Source organism: Paenibacillus sabuli, assembly GCF_014705605.1.
GTDB classification, from domain to species: Bacteria; Bacillota; Bacilli; order Paenibacillales; family Paenibacillaceae; genus Paenibacillus_D; species Paenibacillus_D sabuli.
Map to the genome: position 1 here is coordinate 182,548 of NZ_JACXIZ010000013.1, position 14,351 is coordinate 196,898.

The following is a 14,351-nucleotide window of genomic DNA, read 5'->3' on the forward strand; positions in this document are numbered from 1 at the left end:
TTTTGTGATGAGGGATGACAATGCAAGCCGAAGCGCTTCACGAACAGGTCATATATCAAAACAATGCGCTGCGCCTGAAGGTGTGGCCGATTCAAACCCGCGACTCCACCAATCTGCGCAGGCCGTGGCATTATCACGAACAGATGGAGTTGCTCTACCTCTACGAAGGGGCGATGCTCGTGCAGCTGGAGCAGCAGATGCTGCGCGCCAGGGCCGGCGACGTCGTCGTCATCGACTCCAATCAGCTGCACCGGACGGCCAATGCCGGGGAGGGCCTGCTCTCCTATCTCGTGCTGCAGGTCGATCTGGACGCCTACTACGACTCCGCCAGCATGATGTACTATAGCGCCCTCTCCCATCCGCTGCACCGGCTCGGCGAGCTCAACGAAGCGATCGGCGAGGATGCCGACGCGCGCGACGCGATCGGGCGGTGCATCCGGGACATCTACGCCGAGATGTCGGACATGCGGCTCGGTTACGAGCTGGGCGTGAGCCATAGCGTCAAGCGCATCATGCTCGAGCTGGTGCGCTGCGACCGCGGCCGCCAGTTGCTCAGTCCGCAGGAGGCCGACGCCATGCTGCGCTGGAAGCCGGTGCTCGATCACATCGAGCACCATCTATACGAGCGGCTGGACATTCGCGCCCTGAGCCAGCTCGCCTATATGAGCTACCACCACTTCTCCAAGAGCTTCAAGCAAGCGATGGGCATGAACGTGACGCATTACATCAACTGGAAGCGCATCAAGCGCGCCGAACGGCTGCTGCTGACCCAGCATACGTCCGTCCGCGAGATCGCGGATCAGGTCGGCCTGCCCAATCTGTCGCACTTCTACAAGATGTTCCAGAAGTTCAACGGACTCTCGCCGCGGCAGTACCGCAAGCAGTTCCTGCCCGATCTGCAGGCCCATCCGGACGCGTTCGGGGAGCCTTGATGTGATCCAGGTTCCGCTCCTTTGCGTGTCAGAGCGTGTACCCTATTCACAGCAGAGGAGTGTGCGCATGAAAAAATATCTCAAGAAAACCGTCGTGCCGGCGTTGGGGCTGGCTTTGGCGCTACCGTCGCTGGCGATGGCGCAGCCTGCATACGAGCAAGATGACGCCACCGATACCTCGATCGGCAACCTGAGGGCGGAGCTGGGCCAGAATCTCGGCGAACACGCCGCGCTGGCGGTCATCGTGATGCAAAAAGGCATCGACGGCGCCGACGATTTTGACGAGGCCGCGGGTGCGCTGGCAAACAATACGGATGACCTCGCCGCCTCCATCGGCAAGGTATACGGCGATTTGGCCGCTCAGGACTTTGAAGAGATGTGGAGCGCGCATATCGGCTTTTTCGTCGACTACGTCGAGGGCGAAGCCGCCGGCGACGAAGCGATGAAGGACGAGGCGCTGGAGGACTTGTCCGGCTACAAGGAAGACTTCTCCGAATTCCTGGCCGGCGCCACGGGACAAGAGGCTGACACGATCGCCCAGGGCTTGCAGACGCATGTCGAGCAGTTGATCGGCGCCTTCGACGACTATGTGGACGAGGACTACGACGAGGCGTATGATAGCATGCGCGACGCGTACGGTCACATGTACATGACCGCGAAGCTGCTCTCGGCCGGCATCGCCGACCGCTACGTCGATACGTACGGCGTGACCGACGCCGATACGCCTGCGGTCGATCTGCGCGCCAAGCTCAGCGAGCAACTGGGCGAGCATGCGATACTGGCCGTACTGGCGATGCAAAAAGGCATCGACGGCGCGCCGGACTTCGGTGCCGCAGCGGACGCCTTGAACGCCAACACCGAGGCGCTCACGGCCTCGATCGGCGCCGTATACGGCGAGGAAGCCGCCGACGCCTTCCACACGATCTGGACCAATCATATCGGCTACTTCGTGGACTACGTGACGGCGACGGCCGCTAACGACCGCGAAGCCAAGCAAGAGGCGCTCGATGATCTGGCGCAGTACAAGCAGGACTTCTCCGAATTCCTGGCCGGCGCCAATCCGAATCTCGAAGCGGCCGCGCTCGCCGAAGGCCTGCAGACGCATATTGAGCAATTGATCGGGTCCTTCGACGACTATGTCGCCGCAGACTACGACGACGCCTATTCGGCGGAGCGCGAGGCGTACCAGCACATGCATAGGGTCGGCGCTCTGCTCTCCAAGGCGATCGTCTCGCAATTCAGCGGCGACGGCGATACGGGCAGCGACATGGACATGGACGGTCCACAAAAAATCTGGCTCGGCGTCGATGACGACAAGCTGATCGTGGACGACATGACGATCCCGATGGACGTCGAGCCGTTCATCGAGCGCGGCACGACCTATGTCCCGCTGCGCTTCATGAGCGAAGCCGTCGGCGCGGACATCCGCTGGGACAACACGACCAAGACCGCCTGGATCATGACCGGCGGCAACACCGCCGAATTCTGGGCGGGCATGGATGAGATGGAGCTCAACGGCGAGCGCATGGACGTCGGCCACGAAGTCAAGCTGCGCGACGGACGGGTGCAGATTCCGCTGCGCTTCATCACGGAGCTGCTCGGCTGGTCGGTGCACTACAACGGCGCGGACGGCTCGATCACACTGAAAAAGACGTAAAGCATTAAGATGTTGATGTTACTTTGAAATTGCAAAAAAACGTGCCGCAGCGTAGCGGCACGTTTTTTTAATAATATTTTTGTTTCCATCCTCACCATTTACAGATTTACGTTTTACTTTTTTCTATTTTAACCCCCACCGGGTACGCTTTCGTTTCGTCGGCTACAAGCAACGATTCCATGACGATTAAAGTTTCTAGCTTTATCTTACGTTTTAACTTCAACGTACCTCAAGCAGGGGGTTAAGTTGAGAGTGTCGAAGTAGGAGTATGTATAACGATTTCCTTTTTAAGCTATGCATACAGTATAATGCAAGTAAGATGCCTTGCAGAGGTTTGCACTCAAGGATCAGGGTAAGACTGTATATAAAAGTTAATCTAGGTTTAAAGGAGTTGATCAGATGTTTAATTCATGGACGTTAAAAGTTCGTGACTTCGGAAAAATCAGTAAGGCGGATATACGAGTAACGCCATTTATGATGTTAGTTGGCGAAAACAATAGTGGGAAAAGTTACATACTTGAGCTTCTTTGGGGTGTTTTCAAAAATTTAAACAGTTTGTTTAAAAATCAATTTGATGAGGATAGAGATTTTATTGATTTGTGCAGTAAGTTAAATGAAAAAATTAAAAACTCTGTAACTTACGATATTTGGGAACAGGATTCAATTACTACAATTGATATAAATGAAGAGCAGCAAAAAAAACTTATGGAAATCTTGAACCGATCTTTAAAAAAGGAAAAAGACTGGCTGGTTAAAGAAATATTTAATCATTCAATGGAGATTGGATCTTTAGAAATTCTTAGAGATATGTTTTATAACCTAAAAGTTGAAATCTCAATGCAAAATATTTTATCTACAGAAATTGTTAAAAAGGATGGAGCTGATGAGGGACAAGAGGTATCTGTGTCTAAGAAGGCCTTTTTTTTTCAACTATTACTATATGATCCAAACGAAAAAGAAGAAGAAGATTTATTTCTTTATGTAGCCGATACTAACAACGCGATTGTTGAGGGAGCGGCACGGGCTGTTATGTTAAGAATAGCTACGATGTTAGTTTGTCGCGGTTTTTCAGATAGTCGCAGCTTAATGTTATCAAGAAAATCTTCAAGGAAAAGAAGTGTACAACTGGAAACCCCGGTTTACTTTCCTGCCTCAAGAACAGGTTTTATGCATACTTATCAATCTATTATCAGCAATCAAAACCAAATTTTTAAAGAAATGCTGAAAAATAGCGAGCTTATTAAACTATTTGGGCAAAATTCAGCGACAAATCCTGCACTAAGATTAACTGCTCCAGTAAATGATTTTCTCGAAAAACTATCTGATATTTATATTGATGAGGACCAACAAACGCGATACGCTGAGGAACTCTCCTTCTTGAAACAGAAAATTTTTAATGGAACAATAACGAAGGATCAAGCACAGGATATTCAGTTTGTTCCAGAGCAAGGTAAGGGTATTCCTTTGCATGTTACCTCATCATTAGTAGCTGAGCTGGCACCATTATCTTTGTTTTTGGAATCACAATATGACCCACAATTATTAATCATTGAAGAATCGGAGTCGCATCTCCATGTTGGAAAACAATTAGAATTAGTTCGCTTATTCTTCAGACTGATAAACAAAGGAAAAGCTATCTGGCTGACTACTCATAGTGACAGCTTTGCACAACAGGTCAACAACCTTTTGACCTTGTCCCGCCATCCTCAGAAAGAAAAATTATTTTCTGAACTTGGTTACGAAGCTGCGGACACACTAAGTGATATTGCATCCTCTTCTTGTTACCAGTTCTATAAATCTCCAGAAGGAAATACTATTGTCGAAGAGGTTGAGCTTGGTGAATATGGTTATGCGATCCCGACATTTAACAGTGTGCTTGAAAAGTTGCTTAATGAGACTGTAAAAATTCAAGATTTTGGTGACAAAGATGATTAGAATTGGCTTTGATCTTGCACGAATTAAAGAAGAATATTACTGTAAATTAGAATTAGATGATTTGACCTTTATCCTTACTGAGGATGACGATGAGGGCAGGGCTGAACTTAAGATGCGTTTTCAAACAAGTGAGAATTGCGAATTTATCAGGCTGTTAGGGGAAACTGACCATAGCTTACTTAAATACTTGAATAATACCGGTTGCGCAGATGGAATCATCGTCGAGAGCGATCTGAGCGACCGCTCTCGATGCAATATTTATATTGTAGAGTTAAAGCGGACTGTCAATGACCAAAAGTGGACTGGAAAAGTCAGAAAACAGTATAGAGGCGCCACACTAAGGGTCTTATCGTTTCTATCTACATTAGGAATTACTCAAGTATCGAAAATCGAATACATCACCGGGTACGTATATTCCAGTATGGATCAACATATAGACGCTGTTAAATCCAAACGGAAGGTTGCTCAGACAAGCTTGATTGGAAAAAAAACATTCTTGGGTATTAAGGACGAAGAAGTGCTTGAGTGGGAACAAGATGAGATCAGGCTATTTCAAGGAAATTTTAAGCATCGAAAAGTTCAATTGGTACTTAACGATCAAGACGTTGGTACAGGTGCGGTAAGTATCGAAAATGGCACTTTTAAATAGTCTAATTTCGACCTAAATTACGAAAGCCCGACCTATCAACTGGAGAAATAATTTACTACTAGGTATAGCAACAATTACATTAAAGCGTATTTTCAAACGATACAAGAAAAAAGAGCTTGTTCAAGAAAAAAACAACTCGCCCAAGCTCTTTAACTACCGATCTATCTCTCATCTTCATCTCTTTCCTCGTGCAGCATGCGCTGCTTGAGGTCCCATGCCGCCTGGCTCAGGTCGACCGGGTAATCGGCCGGATTGAGCTTGCGCAGCACCTGCGGCCAGAATAGGCCGAGCTGCTGCCGATGATAGGCGCGGATCGCCGCCAGGTCCGGCAGCGGCCGGGCGAGCTCGCCGTCCTGGATGACCGGCTGCAGCAGCGGGATCGCTTCGTAATCCTCCACGTACTTGTAGTGATACGGACGCAGCGGGTCAAAAAGCTTGAGCCGCTGCGACTGCCAGCCGTCCGGCTCGTCCGCCAGCGTGAGATAATCCGCCTCGGCCTTGCCGGTGCGGCGGTTGACGATGCGCTGCAGCGTCTTCGCCCCCGGCGTCGTCACCTTCTCCGGATTGGCCGAAATCTTGATGACCGGCACCGACGCGCCGCCCTGCTCATGCTCGACGAGCTTGTAGACGCCGCCCAGCGCCGGATGGTCCGCCGCCGTGATGAGCTGGGTGCCGACGCCCCACGAATCGATCGCCGCGCCCTGCGCCTTCAGATTGAAGATGATGTGCTCGTCGAGATCGTTGGAGGCTACGATCCGGACATCCGGGAGACCGGCCTCGTCGAGCATGCGCCGCGCCTCCAGCGACAGGTAGGCGAGATCGCCGCTGTCGAGACGGATCGCCGCCAGCCGCTCGCCGCGGGCGGCCATCTCCTGTCCGATCCGGATCGCATGCGGCACGCCGCTGCGCAGCGTATCGTACGTGTCGACGAGCAGCGTCGACTGCGCCGGCAGCGCCTCGATGTAGCGGCGGAAGGCCTCCTCCTCCGAGGCGTGGCTCTGCACCCAGGCGTGGGCGTGCGTGCCCTTGGCCGGGATGCCGAACAGCATGCCCGCCCGCATGTTCGAGGTCGCATCGAAGCCCGCAATATAGGCGGCCCGCGCCCCCCAGATCGCGGCGTCGGCCTCCTGCGCGCGCCGCGTGCCGAATTCGAGCAGCGTATCGGCGCCCGCCACCTGGCGGATGCGCGCGGCCTTGGTGGCGACGAGCGTCTGGTAGTTCATGAAGTTCAGCACCGCCGTCTCGATCAGCTGCGCTTCGAGGATCGGCGCCGTCACTCGGAGCAGCGGCTCGTTCGCAAAGACGAGCGTCCCCTCCGGCACCGCCGCCAGCTCGCCGGTGAAGCGAAAGGCGCGCAGCTCCTCGAGAAAGGCCGGATCATACGCCTCCTCCTGCTCCGCCAAATAATCGAGCGTCTGCTGGTCGAAGCGCAGCGCGCGTATATAATCGACGATCCGCTGCAGCCCGGCAAATACGGCGAAGCCGTTGCCGAACGGCAGCTTGCGGAAGTAGGCCTCGAACACGGCGCGGCTGCGGTGCGTGCCGTGCTTCCAGTGCGCGTACATCATGTTGATCTGGTATTTGTCCGTATGAAGAGCCATCTGCTCCATCCTCATCCGCTCCTCTGCTGTGCGGCAAGCACCGGCCGGACGGCTATCGCCAACTCCAGCCTCTTCCCGCTTCCTTATCGTCTCGCCTCACGATCGTATAGCCTCACAATCGCCTCGCCCCAGTGTCCGATGCGCACGGTTGCGGCCGGACAAGCCGCAATTACTGCGGCTGTCCGCCGATCAGCAGCCGGGCGCCGAGCGTGTCGCGAAAATGGCCAAGCGCCCACGCGTGCCCCGCTTCGTTGAAGCTCGCCACCGCGTCGGCGTGAATCGCCAGCTCGAAGCCGCGGTTGTACGCATCGACGGCCGTATGCAAGACGCAGATGTCCGTGCAGACGCCCGCCAGCTCCAGCCGGCCGATCCCCTTGGCCCGCAGCCGCAGCTCCAGATCGGTGCCGGCGAACGCGCTGTAGCGCGTTTTGTCCATCCAGTAGATCCGCTCCTGCTGCCGATGATAAGCCGCCTCCAGTTCTCCATACAGCCGCCGCCCTTCGGTGCCGCGAATATTGTGCGGCGGGAACAGCCGATGCTCCGGATGCTCCGTCTCCCCGGCTTCGTGGAGATCGACCGCCATCACGACCCAGTCTCCGCGCTCCGCGCCCGCCTCGGTGAGCGCGGCAATCCGCGGCTCAATCGCGATTGCGGGATCACCGCACGGCAGCTTGCCCGTCACGAAATCAACCGTATAATCAATGACTATCAATGCGCTCTTCATGCGCAATCGCCTCCTCGTGCTACGTGGTAGATGCCTGCTATTCAGCTCGTACGGCGCGGCCCGCTGCTCGGCTCCCGGCAGATCGGGTCAACGGTACAACGACAGCTCCGGCGTCCAGCCCGTGAAGCGGTATAGCTGCGCCGCGCGCTGCGAGTACCGCTGCGTCGTCTGCAGGTGGCCGTCGGCGTCGCGCACCTCCTCGATGATGCCCTCGCGACGCTGGGTGGCCGTGATCTTGCGAATAAAGTTGCTCTCCTCGAACTCCGGCACGACCGTGCGGATCACCTGGTACAGCTCGCCGATCGTGAATCGCTCCGGCAGAAAAGCCCGGGCCACCGTCGTCGTCAGCATCTGGGCGCGAATCTGCTCGAGCGCGTCCCGCAGGATGTCGCGATGATCGAAGGCGAGCTCCATCTCCAGCGCCTCCCGGACCGGGACCAGCCGCACATCGGCCGCGTCGTCGGCCGCCCTCCGACCGGCCAGCATCTCCTGCTGCACGAGCGCCACATACACATGCGAGATGATCCAGCCGCGCGGGTCGCGGCCCGGCTCGCTGTAGACGCCGAGATACGTCATCGGCACGCCGGTCACACCCGTCTCCTCCTCCAGCTCGCGGCGAGCGCAGGCCTCCATGCTCTCCTTCTCCTGGCAGAATCCGCCCGGCAGCGCCCACTTGCCCTCGAACGGCCAGACCTTGCGGCGGATCAGCATCACCTGCAGCTTGCGTTCGGGCAGCGCCTTTTTGGCGCTTGACCGCGCCTCCGACGTGATAGTAAAAATCACGATGTCGGTCGGGGCGCCGTCCGGCGTCCGGTAATGGCCGGCGGTATAGCCCACCTCCGCCGCTGTCCGTTCTCGATCCATCAGCATCACCTCATTGACCACAATTCGTTTTGATATTTTCATTATGACACATTAAATGAATTTGTCAAATCACTCGTGCCAATCCTTACAGAGCGCTTCCGCCGCGCAGCAGGTCGACATCCCGGGGCGCCTTCATAACGGCGGACGGGGCGCGGCATCAGCTGATTTCGGAGCCGGGTCGGTTGCACGCCGATGGGCAGCAGGCGAGACGCCCGTGACTTGCTTGTATTGTTTGGAGAAGCTGTAGGGGTCGGGATACCCCAGCTGCTCGGCGATCTCGCTCACTGTCAACGCCGTTTCTTCCAACAGGAACTGCGCATGCTTGATCAGGGTCCGAATGTGATACTGCTTGGGCGTCATGCCGAAATACTGTACAAACAAGCGGGACACCTGCTTGGAAGAGAGACCGGTCCGCTCCGCCCACTCCCGGAGGGACGTCCGACGCTCGGGCGAACGGTCCAGCGCCTGCTTCATTCCGATGACGCGCGGATCCATGCGATCCGCCTTCTGATTCAAGCGCCAGTTCAGCAGATGAATCAGAATGGCATGAATCCCTGCCGAGCACAGCTGCTCCAGCCCTTCCATATCCGCCCTCGCATAGTCTTCATACAACCGTTCAAACCGTTGCCGGTACGCTGAGCGGGGCTCCGGCACGCAGGCGAAGGCAAACGGCGCTTCGTACAGCTTGTGCAGACGCGCAGCCCCATGCTCGTAAAGGCCGAACCGGATCGGGATGATCACAGGCGGGTCTGCAGGATCAAGCTCCGCACTGTGTGCAAAGCCATTGCTGACAAAAATCAGTTTCCCCGCCCGCAACGGCTCCTCGTGGCCATCCAGCCAATACGTGCCGCGCCCGCCGATGACATACAGCAGGTGCAGGTCCTCGTTTCTGCGGTTGTCTTCGATAGACCAGGAGAGCGGAACCTTCAGACGATGCATCCGATGAATTTTGAAGTGGCAGCGGTACGGCACGACCTCGACCATCCGCCGGATATTGGCCAGTATCGCCGCACTGCCAATGTCCGCTTTTGACATCTCAATTCTCCTTTTGATATTTTATCTATCCCGTATTTCCAATATTATCAGATAGTAAGCATATCGACACCTCCAATATTCAGGAATCGAGGCGACCTTTTTTGACAAAACAGAATGTCTTGTTTTTCTTCACGGACGATCAGCGCTTCGACACGATCGCCGCGCTGGGTCATCCCGAAATTCAGACGCCCAATATGGACAAGCTGGCACGCCGTGGCACGTCCTTCACCCAGGCGCATATCCCCGGCGGGACGGTCGGTGCCGTCTGCATGCCGAGCCGCGCCATGCTGCATACCGGGCGATCCTTGTTTCGCCTGGAGGCCGACGGGGCAAGCATCCCTGACCATCATACGCTGCTGGGAGAGCTGTTGCAGCAGGCCGGATACCGGACGTTCGGCATCGGGAAATGGCATAATGGTCCAGCGTCGTACAACCGCAGCTTCTCCGATGGCGACGAGATTTTCTTCGGCGGCATGAGCGATCACTGGAACGTCCCGGCTTGCCGCTATGATCCCGGCGGCGCGTATGCCCAGGTGAATCGGCGCATCGACAATCCGTTCCATCAGAATACGATCAGCCTGCAGCGCGCCGACCATGTCCAGCTTGGCAAGCATAGCAGCGAGCTGTTCAGCGAGCGCGCCGCACGTTGGCTGGAGGAGGAGGCTGCGGCCGCCGACGGCAGCCCGTTTTTCATGTACATCTCGTATTTGGCGCCGCACGACCCGCGCAGCATGCCTGAAGAGTACTTGCAGATGTACGACCCGGCCAAGCTCTCTCTGCCGGACAATTGCTGCGCGGAGCACCCGTTCGACTACGGGGTGCGGGACATTCGGGATGAGACGCTCGCCCCCTATCCCCGCTCCGAACAGGAAATCAGGCGTCATCTCGCCGAATATTACGCCATGATCACGCATCTGGACCACGAGCTCGGCAACGTACTGGATGCGCTGGAGCGCTCCGGCCAAGCGGATCAAACCTTGATTGTGCTGGCCGGAGACAACGGGCTTGCCGTCGGCCAGCACGGCCTGATGGGCAAGCAGAGCGCCTACGAGCACAGCGTGCGTGTGCCGCTGATCCTGGCAGGTCCAGGCATACCGGCCGGGGAGACGAGAGACACGTATGCCTATCTGTACGATATCTATCCGACCCTCTGCGAGTTGCTGGGCTTGCAGACGCCGGACTCCGTCGAGGGAACGAGCCTGGCGCCCGCCTTGGGCGACCCGGCCTGGCGAGCGAGAGAGCATCTGTATTTCGCCTACGCGGATTGCGTCAGAGCGGTCAAGGATAAGCGGTACAAGCTGATCGAGTATCGCACCGACGAGCTACGGCGCACGCAATTATTCGACTTGATCGCAGATTCGGCAGAGTGTCATGACCTGTATGGAACGGCAGGCACCGAAGAGGTGGTGAAGGCATTGTCCCGGCATTTGCTTGCTTGCAAGGAAGCCTGGGACGACGAAGCCCATCCGGCCGGCGGCCGCTTCTGGCGCTTGTACGCTTGAGCCGACGGCGCTCGAGGGATATAATTTCTACGCAAACAAGGCAGCACGCCACGGGATCGCCCGTTGCGCGCTGCCTTGTCGCGGGATTCAGCCTCATCCGTCAGCCGTCGAAAATCAGTCTCCGAAATTGCGCCCGTAATAAATTTCGTCCATCTCGCGCTTGAGCTGCGCCGTGATGTCGTCTTGCTGCCCCTGCGTCAGCTTATCCTTGGAATAACCGAACAGATAATTGTCCAGATCGAATTTCTTCAGCTTGCACTTGGTGTGAAAGATGTTCTCCTGGTACACATTCACATCGATCATGTCGAATTGTTCCTTGACTTCGTCGGGGATGTAGTTCTGAATGGAGCTGATCTCGTGGTCGATGAACAGCTTGTTGCCGTCGATGTCGCGCGTGAAGCCGCGTACCCGGTAATCGATCGTCATGATGTCGGTATCGAACGAGTGAATGAGGTAATGCAGCGCCTTGAGCGGCGAGATCTCCCCGCACGTCGAGACGTCGATATCGGCGCGGAACGTGCTGATCCCTTCGCTCGGATGGTACTCGGGATACGTATGCACCGTTATATGACTCTTGTCCAGATGCGCCACCACCGCCTCCGGCAGCGGGCCCGGCGATTCGTCGTTATAATCCTTGCGCTGCTCGCCGGGGACGCCCACCGGCCCCTCGGAGATCAGCATCGTCACGCTGGCTCCCTGCGGTTCGTAGTCCTGTTGCGCAATATTCAGCACATGCGCGCCGATAATTTCCGTCACGGTGCGCAAGATTTTCGTCAATCGTTCAGCATTGTATTCCTCGTCGATATAGGCCGTGTAATCCTCGCGCTCTTGCTTCGTCTGCGTGTAGCACACATCGAACATGTTGAAGCTGAGCGATTTGGTCAAGTTATTGAAGCCATGCAGCGTAATACCCGGTCCGCTCGGATGAATCAAAGCCTTGCACCCCTTTCTGTGTCGCAATTGCGTCTATCACACGAAAGCCGCTTCTCTCTTCTCCCAGAATACCCGTTCTTCCGGTCAGGCAAACAAAGAGCCGGCGTCCGGGACGAGCCGAACGCCAGCCGATCTGGCAAGGCAAAGGGCGGCGCAAACGATTATTCGTGCGCTTCCGTGCCGCCGACGAGATTGACGCCGTTGTAGAACGCCTCCAGCTGCCGCACAATGAACGCCTTGTCGTAGTCGACGACCACCTGATGCTGCGACTTGGCGAACAGCTCCTGGATGGGCTCCGGGATCTCCTGCTCGATCTCGCACAGCTTGATCGCTTCGTCGAACTTGGCCGGATGCGCCGTCGCAAAGGTAATCACCGTCTCGCCAGTCCCGCCGCAAGCCTCGGCCGCCGCAACTCCGCACGCCGAGTGCGGATCGAGCAGATAATCGTGCTGCGTCTTGAAGTCGGCAATCGTCTCTAGGCATCGCGCATTGCCGACGCCGAGCGCCGCAAAGTCGCGCTGCACCTGGGCCAGCTCCTCGCCCTCGATGACGATCTCGCCGTCCTTGTGGAACGTCTGCATATACGCCGCTGTCTTGACCGCATCCTCGCCGGTGAGATAGTACAGATAACGCTCGAAGTTGCTCGCGACCTGGATGTCCATCGACGGGCTGTGGGTCGAGCGGAAGTCGCCGGAGCGATAGACGCCGGTCTTGACGAACTGCTCGAGTATATTGTTCTCGTTGGTGGCGATGATCAGCTTGTGCACCGGCAGCCCCATCCGCTTGGCCAGGTAGCCGGAGAAGATGTTGCCAAAGTTGCCCGACGGCACGCTAAAGTCGACCTTGCCGGCGCGCGCCTGCTCGTCCAGACGCAGATAGGCGTAAAAATAGTAGACCGTCTGCGCCAAAATCCGCAGAAAGTTGATCGAATTGATCGCCCGCAAATGATGCCCGCTCTTGAAATCCAGATCGGCGAACAGCTCCTTGATGACGCGCTGGCAGTCGTCAAAATTGCCCTTGACCGACAGATTCAGCACATTGGCGTCGTCGACCGTCGTCATTTGCAGCTCTTGCACGCGGCTGACCTTCTGGTGCGGGTGGAGGATGCAGATGCGGATGCCCTCCTTGCCGCGCACGCCCTCGATCGCCGCCGCGCCGGTGTCGCCGGACGTCGCGCCGAGGATATGAATGATCTCGCCCTGCCGCTGCGCGACGTACGAATACAGCTCGCCCATAAATTGCAGCGCCACGTCCTTGAAGGCGAAGGTCGGTCCGTGGAACAGCTCCAGCACGTGCAGACCGTCCTTCACCCGGACGAGCGGCGTCACCTGCGGGTCGCGGAAGCGCCCGTAGCTGCGCTCGGCCATCGCCCGCAGATCCTCGCGCGGAATGTCGTCGCCGACGTACAGGGCGAAGATCTCGAGAAACAGCGAAATATAGTCCAGACCGCGCCAAGACGCCAGCGTCTGGTCCGTCACCGCAGGAATGCGCTCCGGCACCATCAGGCCGCCGTCATCGGCCAGTCCCATCAGCAGCGTGTCGACAAAGCCTTTGCCCGCGACCTTGCCTCTCGTGCTCTTGAATTGCATCGTAATCCCTCCAGGATAAATTTACCGTAAAAAACGCGACCTGCCGCAGAAACGGGAGTTGCCCCGGATGCCCGTCACGATCGGCAGCGTATCTCATGTAACGGACCGAGCTGTACATGTCCACTTGGCGGCAGCTAGTGATGTCTGCCAAGCGGCAGCGGCAGCGGACGTAATGGACCGAGCTCCAAATGTCCGCCGAGCGATACCTGTAACGGACGTAACGGACGTAACGGACGTCAGCGACGCTTGGCGCTCATTTGAGACCGATACAAGGACCGTAACCTTCGCTAAGCGTCCCTCATGACCGTTACAGAGCAATAGAGGCCAAAATACGGCGCTAAGCGGCTCCCTTGTCCGTTAGAATCGGCTAGCGCTGGTAACCAGCAATGGCGCCAATGGCCGCAATAACCGCCGGCAACTATATGGTCCGCTGCAGCTCCCGCCATATCTTCTTGTTGCTATAGCGCCGATCGTGCGTGATGTCCTCGCCCATCCACGCCGGCGGCTCGAATGCTTCCGCCTCCGCCACCGAAGCGAATTCGACCTCCGCGACGGTCAGGCCGAGCGTCTCGTAGCGATCAATCTCCACCGGCAGCAGCGCGTCCCACGTCGCGGTGATGCGCTCCTTGGTCAGCGGCACGGCCCCGCACGCTTCGGTGAGCTGGATGTACAGCTCGCCCGATATAGCGTATTCGATCTCCTCGCGCACGAGGCCGTTGCCGTTTTTGAAGGTGTGGGTGTAGGCGTTCTCTCCGCTGGCCGGATCGGTCAGTCGCCGTACCCGCAGCTCCTGCGTCTCGTCGATCGCCAGATACGTCTGGTCGATGCGCTCTCTCCTCCGAACGACGAGTCTCGGATCGGACAGCAGAGCGGATAGCTCCCCGGATAACAGGAACTTACGCTCGATTTCCAATCCCATCTTTGCTCCGC

General features: G+C 56.8%; 12 protein-coding genes. 5 read left to right on the forward strand and 7 right to left on the reverse strand.

Annotation, left to right across the window (positions count from 1 at the left end):
* The first annotated feature begins 20 nt into the window (after window positions 1–20).
* The 4 genes from IDH44_RS07600 (at window position 21) to IDH44_RS07615 (ending at window position 5,173) form a co-directional block, all read left to right on the forward strand.
* Window positions 21–932: a helix-turn-helix domain-containing protein gene (locus IDH44_RS07600; protein ID WP_190916262.1), complete on the forward strand. Its 912-nt coding sequence runs from the start codon at window positions 21–23 to the stop codon at window positions 930–932.
* Between the two features lie 67 nt (window positions 933–999).
* On the forward strand, window positions 1,000–2,589 hold the full coding sequence (locus tag IDH44_RS07605; RefSeq protein WP_190916264.1) for a copper amine oxidase N-terminal domain-containing protein: 1,590 nt from the start codon (window positions 1,000–1,002) through the stop codon (window positions 2,587–2,589).
* Between the two features lie 399 nt (window positions 2,590–2,988).
* Window positions 2,989–4,524 carry an AAA family ATPase gene (locus IDH44_RS07610; RefSeq protein WP_190916266.1) on the forward strand — a complete coding sequence of 512 codons (1,536 nt, stop codon included), beginning with the start codon at window positions 2,989–2,991 and terminating at the stop codon, window positions 4,522–4,524.
* Window positions 4,517–5,173 carry a hypothetical protein gene (locus IDH44_RS07615; protein WP_190916269.1) on the forward strand — a complete coding sequence of 219 codons (657 nt, stop codon included), beginning with the start codon at window positions 4,517–4,519 and terminating at the stop codon, window positions 5,171–5,173. Before IDH44_RS07610 ends, IDH44_RS07615 begins: the two co-directional genes overlap by 8 nt.
* A 161-nt stretch (window positions 5,174–5,334) precedes the next feature.
* On the opposite strand, the gene IDH44_RS07620 is transcribed toward IDH44_RS07615, so the two are convergent.
* From IDH44_RS07620 to IDH44_RS07635, 4 genes are all read right to left on the reverse strand, one after another.
* Window positions 5,335–6,789, reverse strand: coding sequence for a nicotinate phosphoribosyltransferase (locus IDH44_RS07620; protein ID WP_190916271.1), 1,455 nt, complete (start codon window positions 6,787–6,789; stop codon window positions 5,335–5,337).
* 154 nt (window positions 6,790–6,943) lie between these two features.
* Window positions 6,944–7,498 carry a cysteine hydrolase family protein gene (locus IDH44_RS07625; RefSeq protein ID WP_190916273.1) on the reverse strand — a complete coding sequence of 185 codons (555 nt, stop codon included), beginning with the start codon at window positions 7,496–7,498 and terminating at the stop codon, window positions 6,944–6,946.
* 87 nt (window positions 7,499–7,585) lie between these two features.
* Window positions 7,586–8,362, reverse strand: a complete 777-nt coding sequence (locus IDH44_RS07630; RefSeq protein WP_223869458.1) for an NUDIX domain-containing protein — start codon at window positions 8,360–8,362, stop codon at window positions 7,586–7,588.
* A gap of 132 nt (window positions 8,363–8,494) precedes the next feature.
* Window positions 8,495–9,397, reverse strand: a complete 903-nt coding sequence (locus IDH44_RS07635) for a helix-turn-helix domain-containing protein (protein WP_190916276.1) — start codon at window positions 9,395–9,397, stop codon at window positions 8,495–8,497.
* Window positions 9,398–9,498: 101 nt separating this feature from the next.
* Between IDH44_RS07635 and IDH44_RS07640 the strand changes: the two genes are divergently transcribed.
* The gene (locus IDH44_RS07640; protein WP_223869459.1) at window positions 9,499–10,899 is read left to right on the forward strand and encodes a sulfatase-like hydrolase/transferase; all 1,401 of its coding nucleotides are present in this window, start codon (window positions 9,499–9,501) and stop codon (window positions 10,897–10,899) included.
* A gap of 114 nt (window positions 10,900–11,013) precedes the next feature.
* Here IDH44_RS07640 and speD read toward each other — a convergent pair whose 3' ends face one another.
* The 3 genes from speD to IDH44_RS07655 form a co-directional block, all read right to left on the reverse strand.
* Window positions 11,014–11,832, reverse strand: a complete 819-nt coding sequence (gene speD, locus IDH44_RS07645; RefSeq protein WP_190916278.1) for an adenosylmethionine decarboxylase — start codon at window positions 11,830–11,832, stop codon at window positions 11,014–11,016.
* Window positions 11,833–11,993: 161 nt separating this feature from the next.
* A complete protein-coding gene (gene thrC, locus IDH44_RS07650; protein WP_190916280.1) occupies window positions 11,994–13,421 on the reverse strand; it encodes a threonine synthase in 1,428 nt (475 codons plus the stop codon).
* Between the two features lie 418 nt (window positions 13,422–13,839).
* Window positions 13,840–14,340, reverse strand: a complete 501-nt coding sequence (locus IDH44_RS07655) for a CYTH domain-containing protein (RefSeq protein WP_190916282.1) — start codon at window positions 14,338–14,340, stop codon at window positions 13,840–13,842.
* Window positions 14,341–14,351 lie beyond the last annotated feature (11 nt).

Bases quoted from the DNA above. Each gene is read 5' to 3' on its own strand.
- IDH44_RS07600 (WP_190916262.1), top strand. From the start codon at position 21: ATGCAAGCCGAAGCGCTTCACGAACAGGTCATATATCAAAACAATGCG.
- IDH44_RS07605 (WP_190916264.1), top strand. From the start codon at position 1,000: ATGAAAAAATATCTCAAGAAAACCGTCGTGCCGGCGTTGGGGCTGGCT.
- IDH44_RS07610 (WP_190916266.1), top strand. From the start codon at position 2,989: ATGTTTAATTCATGGACGTTAAAAGTTCGTGACTTCGGAAAAATCAGT.
- IDH44_RS07615 (WP_190916269.1), top strand. From the start codon at position 4,517: ATGATTAGAATTGGCTTTGATCTTGCACGAATTAAAGAAGAATATTAC.
- IDH44_RS07620 (WP_190916271.1), bottom strand. From the start codon at position 6,789: ATGAGGATGGAGCAGATGGCTCTTCATACGGACAAATACCAGATCAAC.
- IDH44_RS07625 (WP_190916273.1), bottom strand. From the start codon at position 7,498: ATGAAGAGCGCATTGATAGTCATTGATTATACGGTTGATTTCGTGACG.
- IDH44_RS07630 (WP_223869458.1), bottom strand. From the start codon at position 8,362: ATGGATCGAGAACGGACAGCGGCGGAGGTGGGCTATACCGCCGGCCAT.
- IDH44_RS07635 (WP_190916276.1), bottom strand. From the start codon at position 9,397: ATGTCAAAAGCGGACATTGGCAGTGCGGCGATACTGGCCAATATCCGG.
- thrC (WP_190916280.1), bottom strand. From the start codon at position 13,421: ATGCAATTCAAGAGCACGAGAGGCAAGGTCGCGGGCAAAGGCTTTGTC.
- IDH44_RS07655 (WP_190916282.1), bottom strand. From the start codon at position 14,340: ATGGGATTGGAAATCGAGCGTAAGTTCCTGTTATCCGGGGAGCTATCC.